Raw genomic sequence first — 23881 nt, 5'->3', positions numbered from 1 at the left:
TTGGAAGTTTACCATAAATATTCAACTTATTTAAAAGAAAAGTATGGAGATAAGGTTTATAAAATCCCAATCCATTTACCAGTTACTTGCCCTAATCGTGATGGAGCAGTAGCTTATGGGGGATGTACTTTTTGCGGAGACGTAGGTGCAGGATATGAAATGCGTAGTAGTAAAGAAAGTGTTGCAGAACAGTTAGAAAAAAACATTGAAAAAATTAAAAATAAATATAAGGCAAGATATTTTATTCCCTATTTACAAAACTACAGTAATACGTATATGCCTCTTGACACTTTTAAAAAGGTATTAGGAGAACTTAATCATCCAGATAGTGTAGGTATTTCAGTATCAACAAGACCTGATTGTATTAATAAGGCTTATTTAGATGCATTACATGAGTGGGCCACTACCTATAAGAAGGAAGTATGTATAGAGTTAGGATTACAAACAATTAATTATCATACTTTAAAAATCATTAATCGAGGGCATAGTTTGGCAGAATATTTAGATGCTATTATGCAGATTAAAGCTTATCCTTTTACTTTATGTACCCATATTATTGTAGATTTACCTTGGGATACAATGGAAGATGTTATTGAAACAGCCAAATGTATGAGTGCATTAAAAAGTGATTATGTTAAATTACATGCGTTGTACATTGTCAAAAATACCGTTTTAGGCGCTGCTTATGAAAAAGGTGAATTAGAACTTATAGATTTAGAAAGCTATAAAGAGAGAGTGATTACATTTCTAAGATATTTATCACCCGATATTGTCGTACAGCGTATTATAGGAAGAGCACCGGAAGAGCATACTTTATATGCTAACTGGAATACCAGTTGGTGGAAAATACATGATGATATTGTAGCTACTATGGAAAAGCATGGTTATAAGCAAGGCGATCTATGCAATTATTTAAATGGGAAGGCTCTTAAGCGTTTTAACAGTTGTTTAAGTTTAGAATAGGGTAGGAGAAGGTCATGAAGATATTTGCTATTGGTGATTTACATTTAAGCTTTAGCGCTAATAAGCCTATGAACATATTTAGTGCTGGGTGGGAAAATCATTACAAGCGCATAGAAAAGAATTGGAGAAAGAATATTAGTTATGAAGATGTGGTGCTTATTCCTGGAGATATATCTTGGGCAATGCGTTTTCAACAAGCACAAGTCGATTTAGATTGGTTAGAAGCGCTTCCGGGCAAAAAGATCTGTATTAAAGGAAACCATGATTATTGGTGGGATCGACCTAAAAAGCTGAATGAGTACTATAAACAAATTGTTTTTTTGCAAAATACAGCTTATCGAATAGGAGAGGTAGCTATTTGTGGGACAAGAGGATGGATTAGTCCTAATACATCCTCTTTTACAGAGGAAGATTCAAGAATATATGAACGAGAACTAATGAGATTAGATCTTTCTCTTAAAGCAGCAAAAGAGGCAAAGGAAATATGGGTGATGCTTCACTATCCACCAACTACTCAGCAGGAGCATACCTCCTCTTTAATAGAGAAATTAACCGGTTACCCCGTAACGAAAGTGATTTATGGTCACTTGCATGATGAAATTTCTTGGGGACAAAGTCTAAGAGGTGTGTATGATGGAATTACTTATGAGCTTGTATCGGCTGATTACTTGCAATTTGATCCACTTTATTTAGGAGAAGTATAAGCCTATACTTAAAGATCTAACAAGTAATGATACTATATCAATAATGGAGAAGAGAAAATGAAGTTACCAGAAACTTTTACAGTAAAGATGAAAACGTTGTTAAAAGATGAATACGAGGATTATTTAGCTTCTTATCATTTACCTCAATATCAGGGGATTCGTATTAATACATTAAAGGTAGATTTAGAACAATGGGAAACAATAAATCCCTTTGCAACTTTAAAAGAAGTCCCATGGTGTAAGGAAGGTTTTTACTATGACAAGGAAGAGAAACCGACTAAACATCCATACTATTATGCTGGCCTTTATTATATACAAGAACCAAGTGCTATGTCACCAGGCGCTTATTTACCAATTGTTCCTGGAGATCGTGTACTTGATTTATGTGCAGCACCAGGAGGAAAGAGTACACAAATAGCAGCACGTATGCAAGGAAAAGGCGTATTGGTATCTAATGATATCAGTGCTTCAAGAGCGAAAGCGCTTTTGAAGAATCTAGAAAACTTTGGCGCTAGGCAAGCTATTGTTACGAGTGAAACCTCTGAGAAACTTGCTAGTAAGTGGCCAGGTTATTTTGATAAGATCTTAATTGATGCCCCCTGTTCGGGAGAAGGTATGTTTAGAAAGAATGAAACCGCAGTTAAAAGTTGGGAGAATTATGGTGTTGATTATTGTATGAAGCTTCAAGAAACTATTTTAGAAGATGCCGCTACTATGTTAAAACCTGATGGTATGTTATTATACTCTACGTGTACTTTTTCACCTGAAGAAAATGAAGGGATGATTGGTGCGTTTTTAAAAAAGCATTCAGATTTTAAAGTAGTGCCGTTATTGCCTGTAGGAGGGATACAAGAAGGTAAACCTGAGTGGATAGATGCTCCAGCTAGTTTAAAGGGAGCATTAAGATTATGGCCTCATCATATAGAAGGTGAAGGACATTTCGTTTGTTTATTAAAGCGTGAAAATAAAAATCATGAATTATCATATAAACCACAGCTTTATAAAAGATTAAAGGATTATTCTGAAGCGTACGCCTTTTTAAAGGAACAAACCTATTTACCTGAGGATTTACCTGTTGTAGAGATTAAGGGGAAATTGTACCAAGTCCCATCAGACAATCCACCTTTAATGGGTATTCGTGTGATTAGATGTGGGGTATTACTGGGTGAAATTAAAAATAAGCGTTTTGATCCAGGGCATGCCTTAGTGTTAGCTTATGGAAAAGAAACGTTTAAAAATACTATCTGTTATAAAAGTACAGATGAAGAAGTTATACGTTATTTAAAAGGAGAAACGCTTTTACATGAGGCACATAAAGGGTATCATGTTATTTGTGTAGATGATCAGCCTTTAGGATGGGTAAAGGCTCAAGACGGAAGGCTCAAAAATCAATATCCAGCAACTTGGAGAATGGTATAGGTGGAAAAAATGAGTGGAAAAAAGATACGTTTAGATAAATATTTAGTACATGTAGGTTATGGGACTCGTAGTACCGTTCAAAAGGTAATCAGAGGTAAAAAAGTTAAGGTAGATGGCCAAGTCATTATAAAACCCGAAACAGCTGTTAACCCTCTAACAAGTATAGTAGAAGTAAATGGTGAAAGAATGGATTACCAAGAGTTTTATCACTTTATACTGAATAAACCCAGAGGTTATATTACAGCAACAGAAGATGGACGTGATCAAACAGTTTTAGACCTATTAGAGGAAAGAGATCAGAATAAAGAAGTTTTTCCAGTAGGAAGACTAGATAAAGATACGGAAGGCCTACTAATTTTAACAAATGATGGCAAGATGGCTCATGGTTTACTTTCTCCTAAACGTCATGTTGATAAGATCTACTATGCTAGGGTGGCTGGCAAAATGACAGAAGAGGACATAAAAATGTTTGCTGAAGGAATCACTTTAACTGATGGTACAAAGTATGCACCAGGAAAACTAGAAATTATCAGAAGTGATGAGGAATCAGAAATTTATGTGACTATCCACGAAGGAAAGTTTCATCAGGTAAAACGTATGGTTCAGGCAGTTGGAAAAGAAGTCGTCTATTTGAAACGTATTAAAATGGGTGGACTTGAGTTGCCAGAAGATTTAAGTTTAGGGAATTACCGCACCCTTACAAAAGAAGAATTGGATTTACTTACACAAACTCAATAAGTTAAGAAAATGATTAGCAGACAGTTAAGTATGTTAATCATTTTTTGTTTATAAAGCTTTCAAGAAAAGGTGTTTTTAGTATTTAGAGAGTAGGCCGTTTATTTCAACAGAAGTATAAAAAGTTTTTATTAATAAAAAGTTGAATTTTTATTAATTGTATGTATAATTATAAATATATTTATAAAGATTACTTAAGGGGGAATAAAAATGTTTGGATTAAAAGGAAAATCTTTTTTGACATTACATGATTTTTCGTCAGAACAAATTAATTACTTATTAACTTTAGCAGGCGAATTAAAAAATAAAAAAAGAATGGGCATAAAAGGAGACCTACTTACAGGAAAAAATGTAGCTCTTATTTTTGAAAAACCTTCTACACGTACACGTTGTGCTTTTACTGTAGCTTGTGTAGATGAAGGTGCACATCCAGAATATCTAGGAAAGAACGACATTCAATTAGGTCATAAAGAAAGTGTAGCTGATACAGCACGTGTATTAGGGCGCTTATTTGATGCCATAGAATTCAGAGGTTTCTCACAAGAAGTTGTAACTGATTTAGCTAAGTACAGTGGTGTACCTGTTTATAACGGTTTAACAGACCTGTATCATCCAACACAGATTTTAGCAGATTTATTGACTATGAAAGAACATTTAGGCGAACTAAAAGGAAAGAAATTCGTTTTCATAGGAGATGGACGTAATAATATGGGCAATAGCTTATTAATTGGTTGCACAAAGATGGGAGTAGATATTACGATTATTGCACCAAAATCTTTATGGCCAGAAGAAAACCATGTAAAAGTTTGTGAGGGTTATGCAAAGCTTTCTGGTTCCAAAGTAGAAATTACAGAGTCTGTTGAAGCTGTGAAAGGTGCAGATGTGATTTATACAGATGTTTGGTGTTCTATGGGAGAAGAAAATAAAGCTAAGGAACGCATTGCACTTTTAAAACCTTATCAAGTGAATGAGGCGCTTATTGCAAAAGTTGAAAATCCAAACATGATTTTCATGCATTGTTTGCCTGCAGTGAAGGGCTATGAGGTGACGGAAGAGGTGTTTGAAAGCAGTTATTCTGTTGTATTTGATGAAGCAGAAAATCGTATGCATACTATTAAAGCCGTCATGGTAGCAACTTTAAGCTAATCTGAAACAATGCAATGATATAAAAACTGTATAAATAGACAAAAATTTAGAGGGAATATGAATCTGAGTTATGACAAAAAATCATATGTTAAAATTATGTGTAAAATTTTACATTGACTATTTTTAATAAATTAAATATAATTTTATAAACATTAGATATAATGTGGAGATTATTTTTAAAATTATAGGAGGGGTATCATGCGTGTATTTAATTTTTCAGCAGGACCTGGTGCATTGCCACTAGAAGTACTTGAAAAAGCTCAAAAAGAACTTGTATGCTATGGAGATAGCGGTATGAGTGTTATGGAGATGAGTCATCGTTCGAAACCTTATGACGCAATTATCAAAGGCGCTGAAGCAAAACTCAGAGAAATTATGAACATTCCTGACAATTATAAAGTGTTATTTTTACAAGGTGGTGCATCCCTTCAGTTTGCCATGATTCCATTAAACTTAATGAGAAATTCATATAAAGCTGATTATATTGAGTCTGGTATGTTCGCATCTAAAGCACTTAAAGAGGCTCAAAAGTTTGGAAAGGTTAATGTTGTCGCTTCTTCAAAAGCAGATAAATATGCTTACATACCAAAAGTAACAAAAGATCAATTTGATTCAGAAGCAGATTATGCTTATATTTGTGCTAATAACACGATTTATGGAACAAAATATCATGAGTATCCTGATACTGGTAATGTGCCATTAGTAGCAGATATGTCTTCATGTATTTTATCAGAACAAGTTGATGTAAGTCGTTTTGGTATTATTTATGCAGGCGCACAAAAGAATTTAGGACCTGCAGGTGTAACACTAGTTATTATTCGTGAAGACCTCGTTGGTCATGCCAAAGAAACTGTACCATCAATGCTTAATTATCAATTAATGGTAGAAAATGAATCCATGTATAATACACCACCAACTTATGGTATTTATATGCTTAAACTGATGTTTGAATGGATTGAAGCACAAGGTGGAGTAGCTGCTTTAGAAAAGAGAAATAAAGAAAAAGCAGCAGTGCTTTATAACTATTTAGATGAATCAAAAATGTTTAAAGGAACAGCCAATAAAGAAGACCGTTCTTTAATGAATGTTACTTTTGTAACAGGTAATGAGGAGCTAGATGCTAAATTTGTAAAAGAAGCAACAGCTGCTGGTTTTGTAAATCTAAAAGGACATAGAAGTGTAGGTGGTATGCGTGCTAGCATTTATAATGCTATGACACTTGAAGGTGTACAAAAATTAGTAGAATTTATGAAGAAATTTGAAAGTGAAAACTAGGGGGGAACGTTTTGTATACAGTTCATACTTTAAATAAGATTTCACAAAATGGTTTAGCGTTACTCGGAGATGCTTACAAGGTATCTGATGAATTAAATAATGCTGATGCCATTCTTGTAAGAAGTGCAAAAATGCATGATATGGTTTTACCAGAAAGTGTTAAAGCTGTTGCTAGAGCGGGAGCAGGTGTTAACAACATTCCTATTGAAGCTTATGCAGAAAAGGGGATTGTTGTATTTAATACACCAGGAGCTAATGCAAATGCAGTAAAAGAGTTAGTACTGTGTGGTCTTTTACTTGCTTCTAGAAAAGTTGTAGATGGCATTAATTGGGCTAAAACCTTAGAATCAGATGTAGCTAAAACAGTAGAAAAAGGTAAGGGTGCTTTTGGCGGTGGAGAAATTCTTGGTAAAAAGCTAGGTGTTATTGGTCTGGGTGCTATTGGTGTTATGGTAGCTAATGCCGCACAAGCTTTAGGAATGGAAGTCATCGGCTATGATCCCTATATTTCAGTAGATGCTGCATGGGGGCTTTCACGTCATATTAAGCATGCTAATACTTTAGATGAAATTTATGCTGAAGCAGACTATATTACAATACATGTGCCTCTTTTGGATAGCACAAAACACATGCTCAATAAAGAAGCTTTTGATAAAATGAAGACAGGCGTAGCTGTTCTTAATTTCTCTAGAGATACACTTGTTCAAAATGAGGATATGAAGGTAGCCATTGCTGAAGGTAAGGTAGCTAAGTATGTGACAGATTTTCCTGTAGAAGATGTTCTTAATCAAGAAAACATTATTGCTATTCCTCATTTAGGCGCATCAACAGAAGAATCTGAAGAAAACTGCGCAGTTATGGCAGTTAAAGAAATTAAAGATTATTTAGAACAAGGAAATATCACGCACTCTGTTAATTACCCTGAATGTTCTATGATTTGGAATACAAGCGCTAGACTTGCTATTGCTCATAAAAACACGCCAGCAATTTTAGGCAAAATTACAGCTATTATTGCTGAACAAGGTATCAATATTCAAGATATGACTAATAGAAGCCGTGGTGACTATGCCTATACTTTAATTGATACAGACACTAGCATTTCTGAGGAGGATATTCAAAGAATTGAAAGTGTTGATAATGTCATTAAAGTACGTATATTAACTAAATAATAAGTCATATATAAACTTAGAAGGTAAAGAAAGGAATTAAGAGGACTCTTAGTTCCTTTCTTTTATTGAAAAGAAATAAAGAGGTATTCAAAGAGGAGGTTCAATATGCAGGATTTGTCTTTACATATACTAGATATTGCTCAAAATAGTATCAGAGCGCATGCTGATGAGATACATATTTGCATTGAAGAAATGCCAAGTAAAAATCAGTTAGTTTTATCTATAGAAGATAATGGAAGCGGTATGCCGAAACAACTTGCTAAACAAATCACAGATCCTTTTGTTACAACACGTACTCTAAGGCGTGTAGGTTTGGGCATCCCCTTACTCAAACAGAATTGTGAAAATAGCGAGGGTGAATTAAGTATTGATAGTGAACAAGGTAAGGGAACTATTATAAAAGCAACTATGGCTTATCGGCATATTGATAGGGTACCTTTAGGTGATGTAGTTAGTACACTCATTATCCTTATACAAAGCAATCCTAAAATCAATTTTATTTATAACTATCAGTATGAAGAAAAAAGTTTTGCTTTTGAAACAGCAGAGGTGAAAAAAATTTTAGGAGATGTAGCTATTGATAATTTAGATGTTTTGGCATGGCTTAAAGAATACCTTGAAGAAAATATGAACTCTGTTAAAAAATAAATTATTTTATATTTTGCTGAAATACTAAAAATAAATGATAAATTCTTTGATAATATGCTATAATTCTTATGATTGGATTTAACTATTTAAGATAATTAAAGGGGGCGCAGTATGAAAGGATTAACCTTCAAAAAAGGTATTCATCCCAATTATCATAAGGAAATCACCTGTGATAAGAAGATTGAAGTGATGCTACCGGGAAGTGAACTTGTATTTCCAATGTCACAACATATTGGCACACCGTGCACACCTATTGTAAAAAAGGGTGACCGTGTCTTAGTAGGGCAAAAGATTGGTGAAGCCAGTGGCTTTATTTCTGCTGCCATACATAGTTCTGTATCAGGTACAGTAAAAAGTATAGAAAATCGTTTAACCTTTAGAGGTAATAAGGAAAATAGTATAGTGATTGAAAACGATAATTTGTATGAAGAAACACCTGGAATGGCGACTTCTGCTAAAAGCGATTATAAAAACTTAACTAAAGAAGAACTTATAGGTTTAGTTAAGGAAGCTGGTTTGGTTGGAATGGGGGGGGCTACTTTTCCTACTCATGTCAAATTATCTACCCCACCAGATAAAACAGTAGAATACATTATTATTAATGGTGCAGAATGCGAACCTTATTTGACCTCAGATCACAGGGTCATGCTAGAAAATGGTGAAGAAGTCATAGAAGGTATTAAAATTTTGTTAGAAGTATATAAAGAAGTTAAAGCTATTATTGGCATCGAAAATAATAAGATGGATGCTATCAAGCAGATGAAAATGCTTGCTAAAAATACAGAACGCTTGGAAGTTGTGACTTTAGATACTAAATACCCTCAAGGTTCAGAAAAACATTTAATTTATGCGATTACAAAGAGAGAGGTACCAAGTGGCAAACTACCTATAGATATTGGTTGTATTGTGCAGAATATTGATTCAATGGTTGCTGTTTGCCGCGCTGTTACAAAAGGTCAACCTGTTATGAGACGTATTGTAACTGTATCTGGTAGTGGCGTAAAGAAACCTTGTAATGTTGAAGTGAAAGTAGGTACTTCATTTAAGGAAGTTTTAGAGTATGCTGAATGGGATATGGAACGAACGGTAAAGATTATTGCCGGAGGTCCTATGATGGGGATTGCTATTTCAGATGTTAATATTCCTGTGATGAAAGGGACGTCTGCCATTTTATGTTTTACAGATGAAGAAGTAACATCTGTTCCTACGACTCATTGTATGCATTGTGGTAAATGTGTAACAGTATGTCCGATGCATTTGATTCCTAATACTCTTCATAGACATGCACTTCATGAACATTATGATAAGTTTATGGATTATTATGGTATGGATTGTATAGAATGCGGATGCTGTTCCTATACCTGTCCTGCTAAGAGGGATATTGTGCAAAGTATACGTACTGCTAAAGCAGTTATACGTGCGAAAAAATAGAAAAGGAGAATGAGAAATGGATAAAATGTTGGTAGTTTCTTCCTCGCCTCATGTAAGAGCTTCTCACACTACCCATACTATTATGAGAGATGTAATCATTGCCTTGACACCGGCCCTTCTAGCGGGTACTTATTTTTACGGTTTAAGAGCACTTTTAGTTACATTAGTAAGTGTTGTGAGTTGTATAGGGTTTGAGTGGATTTGGGAGAAGATTTTTAACCGTCCGAGTACAGTTGGAGATTTAAGTGCAGTTGTAACAGGCTTATTATTAGCATTTAATTTACCTGCAAATGTTCCTCTTTTTGTTATTATAGTAGGCGCATTTGTGGCTATTATTTTAGCTAAACAAGTTTTTGGAGGGATTGGTCAAAATTTCATTAATCCGGCTTTAGCAGCCAGAGCATTTTTACTATCGGCTTATGCAAGTCATATGAGAAGCTTTCCAGTACCAACACAAGGTTCACTAGGTTTAGGAGTTGATGTTGTGACAGGAGCTACACCTTTAGAACTTATTAAAAATGGAGTGGTAGAGGGATTACCAAGTTTCACGGATGCTTTGATAGGTAATATAGGCGGTTGTATTGGCGAAGCCAGTGCACTGGCTTTATTAATAGGTGCAGCTTATCTTATTATTAGAAAAGTAATTTCATGGCATATTCCTGCTTGTTACATAGGGACTATTTTTGGACTCACCTTTATTTTTAGTGGATTTAGTCAAGGATTTTCATTAGAGCTTCTTTATCAAACATTTTACTCACTATTCTTAGGTGGTATTATTTTAGGAGCTTTCTTTATGGCTACAGATTACACGACTACACCAATGACCCCTAAAGGTCAGGTGATATTTGCTATAGGAGCTGGTATTATTACGACACTCATCAGATTATATGGTGGTTATCCAGAAGGTGTAAGTTATAGTATTTTATTTATGAATTTAACAGTACCACTTATTGATATGTATGTAAGAAAACGTCGTTTTGGAGGAGGGGTTAAAGCATGAAAGAAGCATTAAAATTAGGTGCAATCCTCTTTCTCATAACGGGAATTTGTGTAGGATTATTAGGGACAGTTAATCAGATAACACGTCCTATTATTGAAGCTAATAACCTTAAGATAGAGCAAGATTCTATGAAGCAACTTTTAAGTGAAGCAGATACTTTTACTCAGATAGATGCTATTTCAGATACACTTATTAAAAAGGTATTTGTAGCTAAAGCTTCTCATAACGTAGTTGGTTATATTTTGAACGTAGAGCCAAAAGGCTATGGTGGTGCTATTAGCGTGTTAATAGGACTTGATCAAAATAAGGCAGTGAAAGGTGTTAAGATACTAAGTCATTCAGAAACACCAGGTTTTGGTGCTAACGCAGAAAAACCAAGTTTTATTGATCAATATATCGGAAAGCAAGGAACTATCAAAGTAACCAAAACAAGCCCAAAAGAAGATGAGATACAGGCCATAACAGGAGCTACAATTACATCGGCGGCTATTACAGACGGTGTTAATGCAGCAATAGCCTTTGTGGCAGAACACCAAAATGAATGGGGGAGCGTGCAATGAGTATAATAAGTGAACGACTAAAAGCAGGTTTAATAAAAGATAATCCCACCTTTGTTCAAGTATTAGGCATGTGTCCCACACTTGCGGTAACAACAAGTGTAACCAACTCTATTGGTATGGGATTATCTACTACAGCAGTACTCATTTGTTCAAATTTTGTTATTAGTCTTTTAAGAAAAGTAATACCTTCTAAAATTAGAATACCAGCATTTATTGTTATTATTGCTAGTTTTGTAACTGTTATAGAATTTTTATTAAAAGCCTATATACCTAGTTTATATAGTGCTTTAGGTTTATTCATCCCACTTATTGTTGTTAACTGCATTATCTTAGGAAGAGCAGAAGCTTATGCTTCTAAAAATTCGCCTATTGCAGCTGTTTTTGATGGAATAGGGATGGGACTAGGCTTTACAGTTTCTTTAACAGTTATTGGTTGCATTAGGGAAATATTAGGAGCGGGTACTTTTATGGGGTATCCGGTAACACCTAGTTTTTATACACCAGCTACCATTATGATTCTAGCGCCAGGTGCTTTCTTTACACTAGGTATTTTGATGGCCATATTGAACACGATTAAAGCTAAAAAACAATAGGAGGGGAAATAAATGGAATTATTATTACTTTTTATTGGCGCAGCATTAGTCAATAACTTTGTACTTGTTAAATTCCTAGGAATATGTGCCTTCCTAGGTGTTTCTAAAAAAGTAGAGACGTCACTTGGTATGGGAGCAGCAGTAACTTTTGTTATGGGACTTGCCTCTATGTTCTCTTATTTAGTGTATCGTTATATTTTAGTACCATTAGAACTAGAGTATTTATACACACTTGCATTTATTTTGGTAATTGCTTCTTTAGTTCAATTTGTTGAGATGGTTATTCAAAAAGTAAGTCCATCACTTCATAGTGCATTAGGTGTCTACTTACCACTTATTACAACTAACTGTGCTGTACTAGGTGTAGCTGTACTCAATATGCAACAGAATTATTCACTTATTCAATCAGTAGTTAATGGCTTAGGTGCGGCGATAGGGTTTACTATTACTATGCTACTTATGTCAGGCATTAGAGAACGTATTGAAGATAATGATGTACTTAGTGGATTTAAGGGCTTGCCATTAGCATTAATGATTGCAGGATTTATGGCTATTGCTTTTTCTGGTTTTCAAAATATGATCAAATAAGGAGGGATTTAGATGGATTTATCAGCAATCTTTTCTCCTGTCATAGCTATAGGTGGAATGGGACTTTTATTTGGAATAGGACTAGGTATTGCAGCTAAAAAGTTTGCCGTTCCTATAGATGAGCGAGTAGAAGCGGTTAAAGAGTTCTTACCGGGTGCTAACTGTGGTGGCTGTGGGTTAGCTGGTTGTGAAGCTATGGCGAAATCAATTGTAACAGGAGAAAGTAATATTAATGCCTGTCCAGTATGTAATGAAGCTCAAATTGAAGCCATTGCAAAAATAATGGGAATAGCAGCCAGTGCTTCAGAAAAGCAAATAGCTGTTGTTAGTTGTAAAGGAAATCATGTTCATGCCCAATTAAAATATAATTATCAAGGTATAGCTAATTGTATGGATGCTCATTTAATAGGTGGAGGTCCTAAAGTATGTGCCTATGGTTGTTTAGGATATGGAAGTTGTCAAAAAGCATGTACATTTGGCGCTATTACTATGGAGGAAGGCCTTCCTATTATTCATCCGGAAAAGTGTGTAGGATGTGGTGCTTGTAAGAATGCTTGCCCTAGACATATTATTGAGATCCTTCCTATGAGTACAACCTATCATGTAAACTGTATCTCAAAAGATAAAGGAAAAGAGGTTAAAGCTGCATGCGAAGTGGGTTGTATAGGGTGTGGTATATGTGTTAAGCAATGTGAGGAAGGTGCTATTACACTTGTAGATAATCATGCAGTTATAGAAATGACTAAATGTGTAAGTTGTGGTAAATGTGAAGCTAAATGCCCAACAAAAGCTATCTCTAATCTTTCGAAACAAGTATTAAAGCAAGAAAACAATGCTATATCAGCATCAAGTAGTAGCGTGGTAGTATAATTGAATAATGGAGTAATGAAAATGTAGCATAATCTTAATGGTTATGCTACATTTTGAAAAATTGAGTTGTTTTATAATCTTATTCCATATAAATAGAGTCGTAATACAAAGGGGGAGTTATATATGGCAAATCAAAAAACAGAGCAATTTTGGATTTTGTTACTTTGCATGCTATCAGGATTAACTGTAGGTTATTTTGTTGGCAATTTATGTGATCGTGTAAGTTTCTTAAAATGGATGAATTATACAGGTTCTTTTGGCCTTGATCAGCCTGTACAAGTTGACTTGGGTGTGATATGGTTTTCTTTACAGGTTAAGTTTAAGATTACATTAACAGCTATTCTGGGCATGCTTGCGGGCGTGTTTGTATATAAAAAAATAAAATAAAGGAAGACCGATATGAAGAAAATAATACTAGCTTCAAGTTCTCCGCGTAGAAGAGAATTGATTCAATTATTAGACTATCCATTTGAAATTCATACTAGAGAAGTGGAAGAAATCATTAATCCGCAACTTTCTCCAGAAGAGAACGTCAAATATTTAGCTAGGCTAAAAGCAGAAGCAGTAGCAAAGGAATATAGCGCTGAATGGATTATTGGTGCTGATACAATGGTATGTTTGCAAAGTCATATATTAGGAAAGCCTAAGAATGAAGAAGAGGCTAGAAAAATGCTACAATTGTTATCTGGGCAAAGACATCGTGTGATTACAGGTGTAGCTCTTATTAAGAAAAATGAAGTCAGTACTTTTTGTGAAACAACTTATGTTCAAATGAAAATATTAAGTAAGCAGGAAATAGATCATTATGTTGCGACAGGAGAACCTTTAGATAAGGCCGGTGCATATGGTATTCAGGGTAAGGGGGCAATTTTTATAGAAAGCATAGAGGGGGATTATTATAATGTAGTAGGACTCCCAATTCATCAAATTTATAAGAGATTATTAGAAAATTAGGGCCATATGGCCTTTTTTTTATTTGGGTGTATGAAGTGTGAAAATGACGGCAATAATTTGAAGGTAAAGGGGGTATACGATGAGAATTCAAGATCAACCGATAGAAGAAAGGCCTTATGAGAAATTTGGCAAATATGGACCTGATTATTTGTCTAATGCAGAACTTCTTGCTATTTTATTACGTTCTGGAACTAAGACATATAATGCAGAGGAACTAGCATGGCATCTATTAACGTATGGGGAAAAAGAAAAACCAGAACATATAAAGACTCCTTCTTTAATTGGTCTTTATCATATATCCTATAACGAACTTATGAGTATTAATGGAATTGGTCCAGTAAAAGCCATACAAATCCTAACATTATTAGAATTAAGTAAAAGAATAACAAAAGAGAAATATCAATCAGGTGAGAAGATTACTTCACCAGCTATCCTCTCATGTTATTTTATGGAAGAACTTAGACATAGTCGTGAAGAACGTTTTATTATTACTTTACTGGATGCCAAGTGTAAAATGATAGGTTATGAAACGGTATCAAAAGGCAGTTTAACAGCTTCCATTGTTCACCCAAGAGAAGTTTATCGTATAGCTATTCAGAAGTCAGCACATAGTATTATTGCTGTTCACAATCATCCTAGTGGAGATCCTACTCCTAGTGAAGAAGATTTACAGATGACTAAACGTCTTCAAAAGGTAGGTGATCTAGTAGGCATTCCACTTTTAGACCATATTATTATTGGAGATGGTATTTATAAGAGTTTTAAAGAAGAAAGTTATCTCTAGATGTTGATAATTGGATGAAAAAAAGGTATGATGTTAAATATGAGATTTTGCAAACAACACATTATATAGATTGAATTAGGAGGATTTTATATGTTTGGAAAAGATATGGGTATTGACTTAGGTACAGCCAATACACTTGTTTTTGTTAAAGGAAAAGGAATTGTAGTTAATGAACCATCAGTAGTAGCAATCAAAGAAAAAACGAATGAAGTATTAGCAGTTGGTGATGAAGCTAAACAAATGATTGGTAGAACACCAGGTAACATTGTAGCTATTAGACCGCTTAAAGATGGTGTTATTGCAGACTTTGCAACTACTTCAGCTATGCTACGTTATTTTATTGGTAAAGCATACAAACAATCTTTATTTGCTTCAAAACCACGTGTTATTGTATGTGTGCCATCAGGTGTGACATCTGTTGAAAAGCGTGCTGTTGAAGAAGCTACAGAAAAAGCAGGTGCTAAAAAAGCATTAATTATGGAAGAGCCGATGGCTGCAGCAATCGGTGCACATCTTCGTGTAGAAGAACCAACAGGTAATATGGTTGTAGATATTGGTGGAGGAACAACAGACGTAGCTGTTATTTCATTAGGTGGTATTGTAGCAAGCAAATCACTTCGTATTGCAGGTGATGAATTTGATGAATACATTGTTTCTTATATTAAAAGAGAATACAACTTAATGATTGGTGAAAGAACTGCTGAGCAAATTAAAATTAGTATTGGCGCAGCTTACCCAACAGGTCAAGATGAAACAATGGAGATTAGAGGACGTGACCTTGTAACAGGTCTTCCTAAAGTGCTTACAATTACATCAACAGAAGTAACAGAAGCTATCAAAGAGCCTGTTAATTCTATTATTGATGCCATTAAATTAACACTTGAAAAAACACCACCAGAACTTGCAGCGGATATTATGGAAAGTGGTATTATGCTAACAGGTGGTGGTGCGCTTTTAACAGGGCTTGATACACTTATTAGCTTAGAAACAGGGATGCCAGTTAAAATAGCAGAGGATCCACTAGATTGTGTTGCTAAAGGAACAGGTTATGCGTTAGAAAATATTGAGAAGTGGTCTGCAATTTTTGCTGATGATAAATAGTATAGGGAGAGAATGCCTTGAAACTTAATAAAAAGGTAAAGAAAATGGGACTTATTGGCGGTGGCCTTTTAATCATAGCCATTGTGATTGGTAAGCAATTCGATATACCCGTTCTTAGTACAGGCGTTAATTATATACTGTATCCTTTTGAAAAAAGTATTCATTTTGTTTCGGATAAAACGAAAAATATTGTGGCGCATTTTCAAAATGTAGATGAATTATTAAAGAGTAATGAAGACTTAGAAGATGAAGTAAGTAGACTTCGTTATGAAAATACGATATTGAATCAATATCAAGAAGAAAATGATAATTTGAGAACACTTTTGGAAATGAAAAAACGTTATGAGGCCTATGAAGGTATTGGAGCTAATGTTATTGGTAAAGAAATTGGCAATTGGTATAAGATTTTTACCATTGATAAGGGAACAAGAAAAGGTGTAGGTAATAATAGCGTTATACTAGCTAATGGTGGTTTAGTTGGACACGTAGATGAAGCAACAGATACGGTTTCAAAAGTTATTTCTATTATTGATAGTAGAAGTGCAGTAAGTGCTAAGGTGGTACGTACAGGGGATGTGGGTATTATCAAAGGTGATATTGAATTAGCCAATGAAGGATTATGCGTTTTAGAAATTAATAGTGAATCAGAAGTTGTTAAGGGTGATCAAATTATTACTTCTCATTTAAGTTCAATTTACCCACCCGGGATTTTAATTGGCACAGTAGAAGAAGTCATAGCAGGTAATAATGACTTAGTTCATTATGCTTATGTAAGGCCTGTTGTAGACTTTAAACATCTAGAACAAGTTTTAGTCATTAATAATGATTAAAGAAGGAGTTAATATGAGAGTTGCAGTAATAGGAAGTTTATTAGTGGTTGTGCATACCTTAAGTGCTACCCTCTTTCAGAACCTAAGAATTGGCAATATAGCTCCTAACTTCATGATTATGATCATTGTATCATTTGCACTATTAAGAGGAAGTAAAGAAGGTGCTTTGGTAGGGGTAGTAGCAGGATTGTTAAATGATATATCATTTGGATTAACCATTGGACCCACCATAATAAGCTATGCGGCTATTGGTTATGTATGTGGAAAATTTAATAAAAATTTCTATAGAGAAAATTTTATTATACCGTTTATTTGTACAATGTTTAGTAGTTTATTTTATAGTTGCACCAATATATTTTCCCTCATGCTAAGAGGAAAGCTAAGCTTTGTTTATTTCTTTAAAGCGATTGTTATACCCGAACTTATTTATACAATCACCATATCACTTATTGTTTATCAGATAGCTTATTTAATTAATGAAAAAATTGAAATTAGCGAACGAAAAACGAGAAATATTTTTTAAAAGCATATATCTTAATGAAAGGAGGAGCAACGTTGAGTAAAATCTTAAACAAGCTTCTCCTTTTTTTAAAAAATCGCCTATTTTTATTAAGTATAGGTGTCACATTAGCATTTGGAATAGTGGTTTTTGAGTTCTATGAATTACAAATAATAAAACACCATTATTATGTTGATGCACTTAATAATAGTATACAGAGAACCATTCATATTCCAGGAATACGTGGAACGATTTATGATCGTAATGGAAAAGAAGTAGCTACTAATAAACCGGTTTACGTTATTTATTACAATCTAGAAAAACAAACCTCTATAGAAGAGAAACATAAGCTTTTTATTCAATTAGAAAAAGTAGTTGAAGAAAATGGAGATAGTCTAATAGATAAAGTACCTATCTCTAAACAATCACCTTTTCTTTATACATCTGGTAAGAGTCAAGTTAGGAATTTTTTATATGGCGTGCCTTATGACACAGACTTGCAGCGTGAAGAACTAGAAACTTATACAGCGGAGGAACTTCTGAATTATTTAAAAAAGCGATTTAAAATAGCTGATACGTACACTATGGAAGAAGTTAGAAAGCTTATAGGGATAGAGTATGAATTATATGCTTATTCGTATAAACAATATGAACGTGTTAAATTGTCAGATGAAGTGTCTTCTCAAACTACCTTATATCTTCAAGAGCAAAGCAAAGTATTTCCGGGGATTACTGTAGAAGTTGAAGCAAGGCGGACTTATCCTTATGGTGAAGCTTTAAGTAGTATTTTAGGGTATACGGGAAAAATAACCAGCGTGCAATCTAAAAATTATATTTCAAAAGGCTATCATTTATGGGAAGATGTAGGCCAGATGGGACTTGAAAAAAGTCTTGAAGCTAGTTTGCACGGTGAATCAGGAGAGGAAGTTATTGCAGTTAATCAAAAGGGTCAAAGGGCAGTTACTTTAAATACAAAGGAAGCTAGTACTGGTGCCAGTATATATCTTACTATAGATGCAGATCTTCAATTAGCAACATACAAAAGCATAGAGAAAAGATTAAGTGAAGCCATCATAGAACGCTTATCACAAAAATCTAATCCACTCACTAGTAAGGAAGTGTTGTGTTCAATTATTAGATGTAATACACTTCAAATTGCTTTAATGCAGCAAGCTTCAGAAGGAACTATGCAATTTGATATTTATCAACGTCTCATGGTAGCGTATAATGCACTTGATCCGGTTATAGCCTCTACTATTAGTCTTAAAGATTTATTATTAGAAGGATTCAGTAATGGGACGTTAGTTAAAGAAAAGGAAATACTGTTAGCTTTAAATGAACAAAAAGTAATCTCTTTAAGTCTAAAGCAAATGAGCTTATTAAAAAGTGATTTAGAGGGTACTACAGAAGATTATATAATAACTTTGTTTAAATCAGGTAGCTTAAAACCATCTCAAGTAGATGTTACCCCCTCGAGTGGTGCTGCTGTTATTGTTAATGTTAAAACGGGGGAGGTATTGAGCCAAGTAAGTTATCCAACTTATGATAATAATCAGATGGTAAGTTCCTTTAGTGAGTACTGGCCCATTGTTAATAGTGATTCTCGCAGTCTTTTATGGAATAGAAGTATGCAGACATTAAAAGCACCGGGGTCAACTTTTAAGATGCTAACAGCTATTGCTGGATTAGAGGAAGGTGTAATAACACCAGAGGATGAGATTTTAGATGAAGGTATTTATAAAAAAGCAGGTGTTCCGTATCCAAAATGTTGGGTAGCCAATACAAACGGAACCACTCATGGAAAAGTCAATTTAAAAAAGGCATTGGCTGTATCGTGTAATTATTATTTTTATGAAGTAGCTATGCGGCTAGAAAATTTAAGTAAAAAACCGTTTGATGCAGCTAATATTTTTTCCTATTATGGTAAGAAGCTAGGGCTAGACCATGTAACAGGAATTGAGCTAGAAGAAAGTGAGCCTTGTATTTCTAATCCATCTGCTTTTTTAAATAGACAACTTAAAACAGCTTTAAATACTTATCAAGGCGAAATAGCTGAGAATAGGATAAAACGTATTCAAAGTGTAAAAGAAATAATGCGCCAAGGTATTTTAAATGAATTGCCAATAGATTTTCCTATGGACACTGAACAAGCAAAATATTACAAGCAACGATTAGCATTGGCAATCGAGCCTATGGTTCAAAAAGAGCTAACACCTATTTATGAGGAACTTCTTATAGAAATCTACAAGACAATAGATTTGAGGTTAAAAGAGAATGCATCACTATTTATAGAGCAGTGGATTGAGAAAGCACTAATTGGTGCGGATACTAAGAAGATAGAAACAACAATTAAACAGAGTATGGTAGCTGACATACAAACATGGGTTGGAGAAATACTAGATGCTCATTTAGACGATGTACAAGATGCAATGAATAATGATGAAATACTAGATGCTTATGAAACGACTTATACACAGTTATATCGCCAGCTTATTAGGAACTCAGATAAGAAGGAAGAAGCTAACGTTGTTAAAATACAATTACAAAGGATAAAAACATTAAAAAACAATAATTTTGAAGATATTCTATTAAAAATAAGACAAAATATGATAAATATAATTGTCAATGACTTACTAGATGGTGTAGAATTAAAGTGGAGTGATGGCATTACCGTACGTAGCGCTATAGGTCAAGGAGATAATACTTTTTCTCCAGTGCAAATTGCAAGATATATTGCGGCTATAGCTAATGGTAAGTATATGTGTGACCTAACACTTGTTAAAGGTATGTATGATTATACCAAGGCAACGTATTATACTCAGCTAGATACCAAAAAGACACTTTTAGACTTAAAAGAAGAAACTATCTTAGCCATTCATGAAGGCATGTCAGCTGTTACTTCTGAACCAAATGGTACAGCTTATGGAATGCTTAAAGACTTAGGTATAAGTATAGCTGCTAAGACAGGAACAGCAGAAGAAGGCAATCATGCACACAGTTGGTTTGTTGGTTTTGCACCTACGGATAATCCTGAGATGGCTGTTGTGGTTACGCTGTATGATACAGACCGTTTAGGAAGCTATGGTCAAGAGGTTGCAAAAGACTTAATATCTTGTTATTTTAAGCAAAAAATATAAGTCATTATTTTAATATAGAATAGAGGGGGAAATATGGGAGAGGGAAATCTTGTCGTTTTCAAAGGAACAGTTGATGGTATTACTGTACTCTTAGATAATCAAGCTGACTTTGAACAGGTGATAAGCCATTTCAAACAAAAATTAGAAGAATCTAAGCAATTTTTTAAGGGTTCTAAAATTAGTATACGTTTTAAAGGACGTTCTTTAAGTAAAGAACAGCAGGAAGAATTAATGGACCTACTGGCACATCAAAATATCTTAAATATTTCGTTTGTCCATCAGTTTGAAGGAGAAGAAACTCATTATGATAAGGACTGGATTTGGATAAAGGATCAGCTGGAAAGTAAGCAAGGATCTTTAACACATTTTCATTATGGCATTGTACGTTCTGGAAATCATATTGATTATAAAGGGAATGTAATTGTATTAGGCGATGTCAATCCAGGAGGACTTATTACTGCTGGAGGAAATGTGATTATTTTAGGAAGTCTTAAAGGAAAGGTCCATGCAGGATTAGATAATAGTTACCCACATCCATTTATTATTAGTGAGGTTATGGATCCCATACAAATTGGTATAGGCAATATTATTGCACAAGCACCGCGAGGTGAATCTTTTGGATCTAAGGATGGTAAAGATCTACAGATTGCTTATTTAAATGAAGAGCAGATATACGTAGATGTTCTAGATGCAAAAAGTTTAAATCATATGCTAAGGTAAAATAATAATAGGGGGCAAAATGATGAGTGAAGTCATAGTAATTACGTCAGGCAAAGGTGGCGTTGGTAAAACAACGACGTCGGCAAATGTTGGAACAGCATTAGCATTACAAGGAAAACAAGTAGTTTTAGTGGATGCAGATATAGGACTTAGAAATTTAGATGTTGTTATGGGACTCGAAAATAGAATAGTCTATGATTTAGTAGATGTTGTTGAAGGAAGATGTAGGCTTAAACAAGCATTAATTAAAGATAAGCGTTTTGAAGGTCTTTTTTTACTACCAGCAGCTCAAACTAGAGATAAAGATGCAGTAAGTCCAGAACAAATGAAAAAACTTTGTGATTCTTTAAAAGAAGAATTTGATTATGTTATTTTGGATTGCCCGGCTGGTATTGAGCAAGGCTTTAAAAATGCAGTGGCAGGAGCAGATCGTGCACTTATTGTTACAACACCTGAAGTTTCTGCTGTAAGAGATGCAGACCGTATTATTGGATTATTAGAATCACATGGTGTATCTAATATGCAACTTATTATCAATCGTGTAAGAATGAATATGGTGAAACGTGGTGACATGATGGCGATGGAAGATGTTGTTGAAATCTTAGCCATTGATCTAATAGGTGTTGTTCCAGATGATGAGAATATTGTTATCACTACTAATAAGGGTGAACCTGCTTCAGCAGACGGTAACTCTTTAGCTGGTAAAGCATTTAAAAATATTGCAGCTCGTGTACAGGGTGAAGATGTTCCATTCTTGGATTTGAATGTCAACAATAATTTGATGGGACGCATTAAAAAAGTATTTGGATTTGGAAACTAACTAAGGGGGGACAAGCATGGGGATGTTAGATTTTAATACTTTATTCGGAAAGAAGAATAAATCTAGTAATGTAGCTAAAGATCGTCTTAAATTGGTATTAATTCATGATCGTATGAATTGCTCAACAGAGTTACTTGAGATGATGAGAGCAGATATACTTGCTGTTATCTGCAAATATGTAGATATAGATACAGAAGAACTAAATATTGAAATTTCTAATATGGAATATGAAGCAGGCGGAAAGAAAGCACCTGTGCTATCAGCCAATATTCCAATCAAGAACTTAAAGAAAGTTAAGTAATTATTGAATTGAAAGGACTTAATATTAAAAAATGCACATTAAGGAACTTATTAAACGAATTGATTTATGGCTTATTTTATTAATGCTTATATTATTTGGAGTAGGTGTTGTAGCTATTAATAGTGCCACAGCATATTCTGGAGACACTTCTAATGTGAAAAATCAAATAACATTCTTTATTGCAGGATTAGTACTGATGTTGATTGTTATGAGTATAGATTATCACTTATTAGCTAATTGGTATTTAATTATATATGTTGGCATTATCATTTTATTAGCATCAGTTTTCTTTTTGGGAAAAAACGTAAATGGTGCTACTAGATGGCTTGAAATTGGTCCTATCAGAATTCAACCTTCTGAGTTTGCTAAGATAGGAATGATTTTATGTGGCGCTACAATCATTAATAAATATAACAACCGTATTAATCAGTTATGGCCAATCTTAATAATAGGTGCATTTGAATTTATTCCATTTATTTTAGTTAATAAACAACCTAATTTATCAACTAGTATTGTCATTGTTGTGATTTTAGTGATACAATTATTTATGTCAAAAATAGATTTTAAGTATATTATTACTGCAACAGTTGTCAGCTTATTAGTAGTTGTAATAGCTTTTGTATATATTGTTAAAAATCCTGATCAAAAGCTTATTCAAGATTATCAACGTAATCGTATTATGAGCTTAGTAAATGGTGGAGATGCTTCAGCTGATAAATATCAAACACAACGAGCCGTACAAGCTATAGGTTCAGGTGGTTTACAAGGCAAGGGATTATACCAGGGTTCTATCAGTCAACTTAATTATTTACCAGAGTCTCACAACGACTTTATTATGGCAGTTATTGGAGAAGAATTCGGCTTTATAGGGGCAGTAAGTGTAGTAGTTCTTTTACTTGCTTTTATATTACGTGGCATTTGGATTGCTAGAGGTGCACCAGATGATTTAGGTCGGTTTATTGTGGTAGGTTATATGGGAATGATTGCAATGCAAGGCTTTGTCAATATGGGAGTTGTAACAGATTTATTACCTAATACAGGTATCCCTATTCCGTTTATTAGTTATGGAGGAAGTTCTCTATGGGCTAATATGATGGGATTAGGATTGGTCCTTAATGTTGCAATGCGCAGGGAAGAAAAGATGTTTTAGAGAGGGTGATTATATGAACGTTGCATTAATTGCACATGATGCAAAAAAGAAATTAATGGAAAACTTTGCTATTGCTTATAGACATATTTTAACAAAACATACTTTGTATGCAACAGGTACTACAGGTAGACTCGTAGAGGAAGCCACCAATTTGAATATCTATAAGTATTTAGCAGGTCATTTAGGTGGTGCACAACAATTAGGAGCACAAATTGCTCATAATCAAATCGATATGGTGATTTTTTTAAGAGACCCTGTTTCACAGAAACCTCATGAACCTGATTTAGGCAGTATCGAAAGACTCTGTGATATTCATAATATACCTATTGCCACAAATTTAGCCACTGCAGAATTGCTTGTAAAAGCATTAGAGAGAGGTGATCTAAGCTGGCGTGAGGTAATGAGATAAAAGACTTTTTTAAAGTCTTTTTTATTTTGTGGGTATTTTAATGCCAGGTGCATAAGTCATTTCTATTGTCCATAT

At 34.2% G+C, this 23881-nt stretch carries 26 protein-coding genes; all 26 read left to right on the top strand.

Going from position 1 to position 23881, the window contains the following annotated elements:
* The 26 genes from QTL86_RS07325 to mgsA all read left to right on the top strand — a co-directional run bounded on the left by QTL86_RS07325 (nt 1) and on the right by mgsA (nt 23806).
* A complete protein-coding gene (locus QTL86_RS07325) occupies nt 1-963 on the top strand; it encodes a TIGR01212 family radical SAM protein (protein ID WP_127066575.1) in 963 nt (320 codons plus the stop codon).
* 14 nt (nt 964-977) lie between these two features.
* On the top strand, nt 978-1667 hold the full coding sequence (locus QTL86_RS07320; RefSeq protein WP_410496878.1) for a metallophosphoesterase: 690 nt from the start codon (nt 978-980) through the stop codon (nt 1665-1667).
* A 57-nt stretch (nt 1668-1724) separates the two neighbouring features.
* Nucleotides 1725-3086, top strand: a complete 1362-nt coding sequence (locus QTL86_RS07315; protein WP_410496877.1) for an RsmF rRNA methyltransferase first C-terminal domain-containing protein — start codon at nt 1725-1727, stop codon at nt 3084-3086.
* 9 nt (nt 3087-3095) lie between these two features.
* The gene (locus tag QTL86_RS07310; protein ID WP_410496876.1) at nt 3096-3824 is read left to right on the top strand and encodes a pseudouridine synthase; all 729 of its coding nucleotides are present in this window, start codon (nt 3096-3098) and stop codon (nt 3822-3824) included.
* A gap of 207 nt (nt 3825-4031) precedes the next feature.
* Nucleotides 4032-4967, top strand: a complete 936-nt coding sequence (gene argF, locus QTL86_RS07305) for an ornithine carbamoyltransferase (RefSeq protein ID WP_127066579.1) — start codon at nt 4032-4034, stop codon at nt 4965-4967.
* 195 nt (nt 4968-5162) lie between these two features.
* A complete protein-coding gene (gene serC / locus QTL86_RS07300; RefSeq protein WP_041712959.1) occupies nt 5163-6242 on the top strand; it encodes a 3-phosphoserine/phosphohydroxythreonine transaminase in 1080 nt (359 codons plus the stop codon).
* An 11-nt stretch (nt 6243-6253) separates the two neighbouring features.
* Nucleotides 6254-7411 carry a phosphoglycerate dehydrogenase gene (locus tag QTL86_RS07295; RefSeq protein WP_013657091.1) on the top strand — a complete coding sequence of 386 codons (1158 nt, stop codon included), beginning with the start codon at nt 6254-6256 and terminating at the stop codon, nt 7409-7411.
* A gap of 105 nt (nt 7412-7516) precedes the next feature.
* Nucleotides 7517-8059, top strand: coding sequence for an ATP-binding protein (locus QTL86_RS07290; RefSeq protein WP_013657092.1), 543 nt, complete (start codon nt 7517-7519; stop codon nt 8057-8059).
* A 111-nt stretch (nt 8060-8170) separates the two neighbouring features.
* Nucleotides 8171-9490 carry an electron transport complex subunit RsxC gene (gene rsxC / locus QTL86_RS07285; RefSeq protein ID WP_410496875.1) on the top strand — a complete coding sequence of 440 codons (1320 nt, stop codon included), beginning with the start codon at nt 8171-8173 and terminating at the stop codon, nt 9488-9490.
* A 16-nt stretch (nt 9491-9506) separates the two neighbouring features.
* Nucleotides 9507-10490, top strand: a complete 984-nt coding sequence (locus QTL86_RS07280) for an RnfABCDGE type electron transport complex subunit D (protein WP_410496874.1) — start codon at nt 9507-9509, stop codon at nt 10488-10490.
* Entirely contained in the window at nt 10487-11050 is a 564-nt protein-coding gene (locus QTL86_RS07275) for an RnfABCDGE type electron transport complex subunit G (RefSeq protein WP_013657095.1), read from the top strand. The genes QTL86_RS07280 and QTL86_RS07275 overlap by 4 nt, the downstream gene beginning before the upstream one ends.
* Entirely contained in the window at nt 11047-11643 is a 597-nt protein-coding gene (rsxE, locus tag QTL86_RS07270; protein ID WP_013657096.1) for an electron transport complex subunit RsxE, read from the top strand. The genes QTL86_RS07275 and rsxE overlap by 4 nt, the downstream gene beginning before the upstream one ends.
* A gap of 12 nt (nt 11644-11655) precedes the next feature.
* Complete coding sequence (rsxA, locus tag QTL86_RS07265) at nt 11656-12231, top strand: electron transport complex subunit RsxA (RefSeq protein WP_013657097.1); 576 nt, start codon at nt 11656-11658, stop codon at nt 12229-12231.
* 12 nt (nt 12232-12243) lie between these two features.
* A complete protein-coding gene (locus QTL86_RS07260; protein ID WP_127066583.1) occupies nt 12244-13101 on the top strand; it encodes an RnfABCDGE type electron transport complex subunit B in 858 nt (285 codons plus the stop codon).
* A gap of 123 nt (nt 13102-13224) precedes the next feature.
* Nucleotides 13225-13488, top strand: coding sequence for a DUF4321 domain-containing protein (locus QTL86_RS07255; protein WP_013657099.1), 264 nt, complete (start codon nt 13225-13227; stop codon nt 13486-13488).
* A gap of 12 nt (nt 13489-13500) precedes the next feature.
* Complete coding sequence (locus QTL86_RS07250; RefSeq protein ID WP_013657100.1) at nt 13501-14055, top strand: Maf family protein; 555 nt, start codon at nt 13501-13503, stop codon at nt 14053-14055.
* Nucleotides 14056-14134: 79 nt separating this feature from the next.
* Nucleotides 14135-14839: a RadC family protein gene (radC, locus tag QTL86_RS07245; protein ID WP_410496873.1), complete on the top strand. Its 705-nt coding sequence runs from the start codon at nt 14135-14137 to the stop codon at nt 14837-14839.
* Nucleotides 14840-14929: 90 nt separating this feature from the next.
* Complete coding sequence (locus QTL86_RS07240; protein ID WP_013657102.1) at nt 14930-15940, top strand: rod shape-determining protein; 1011 nt, start codon at nt 14930-14932, stop codon at nt 15938-15940.
* A 17-nt stretch (nt 15941-15957) separates the two neighbouring features.
* Nucleotides 15958-16770 carry a rod shape-determining protein MreC gene (mreC, locus tag QTL86_RS07235; RefSeq protein ID WP_013657103.1) on the top strand — a complete coding sequence of 271 codons (813 nt, stop codon included), beginning with the start codon at nt 15958-15960 and terminating at the stop codon, nt 16768-16770.
* Nucleotides 16771-16783: 13 nt separating this feature from the next.
* Complete coding sequence (gene mreD, locus QTL86_RS07230) at nt 16784-17293, top strand: rod shape-determining protein MreD (RefSeq protein WP_013657104.1); 510 nt, start codon at nt 16784-16786, stop codon at nt 17291-17293.
* A 32-nt stretch (nt 17294-17325) separates the two neighbouring features.
* Nucleotides 17326-20406, top strand: a complete 3081-nt coding sequence (locus QTL86_RS07225; protein WP_410496872.1) for a penicillin-binding transpeptidase domain-containing protein — start codon at nt 17326-17328, stop codon at nt 20404-20406.
* Between the two features lie 33 nt (nt 20407-20439).
* Nucleotides 20440-21126 carry a septum site-determining protein MinC gene (minC, locus tag QTL86_RS07220; RefSeq protein ID WP_127066588.1) on the top strand — a complete coding sequence of 229 codons (687 nt, stop codon included), beginning with the start codon at nt 20440-20442 and terminating at the stop codon, nt 21124-21126.
* A 22-nt stretch (nt 21127-21148) separates the two neighbouring features.
* Entirely contained in the window at nt 21149-21946 is a 798-nt protein-coding gene (gene minD, locus QTL86_RS07215; protein WP_013657107.1) for a septum site-determining protein MinD, read from the top strand.
* 16 nt (nt 21947-21962) lie between these two features.
* Nucleotides 21963-22247 carry a cell division topological specificity factor MinE gene (gene minE / locus QTL86_RS07210; RefSeq protein ID WP_013657108.1) on the top strand — a complete coding sequence of 95 codons (285 nt, stop codon included), beginning with the start codon at nt 21963-21965 and terminating at the stop codon, nt 22245-22247.
* A 31-nt stretch (nt 22248-22278) separates the two neighbouring features.
* Nucleotides 22279-23397 (top strand): rod shape-determining protein RodA, encoded by a 1119-nt coding sequence (gene rodA, locus QTL86_RS07205; protein WP_127066589.1) that lies wholly within the window; start codon nt 22279-22281, stop codon nt 23395-23397.
* Between the two features lie 13 nt (nt 23398-23410).
* Entirely contained in the window at nt 23411-23806 is a 396-nt protein-coding gene (gene mgsA, locus QTL86_RS07200; protein WP_013657110.1) for a methylglyoxal synthase, read from the top strand.
* The last annotated feature ends 75 nt before the right edge of the window (nt 23807-23881 follow it).

The sequence above is a fragment of the Cellulosilyticum sp. ST5 genome (genome assembly GCF_046529625.1).
GTDB lineage: Bacteria > Bacillota > Clostridia > Lachnospirales > Cellulosilyticaceae > Cellulosilyticum > Cellulosilyticum lentocellum.
The sequence above is the reverse complement of the archived record's forward strand: the minus strand, read 5'-3'. Positions and strand labels throughout refer to the sequence as shown.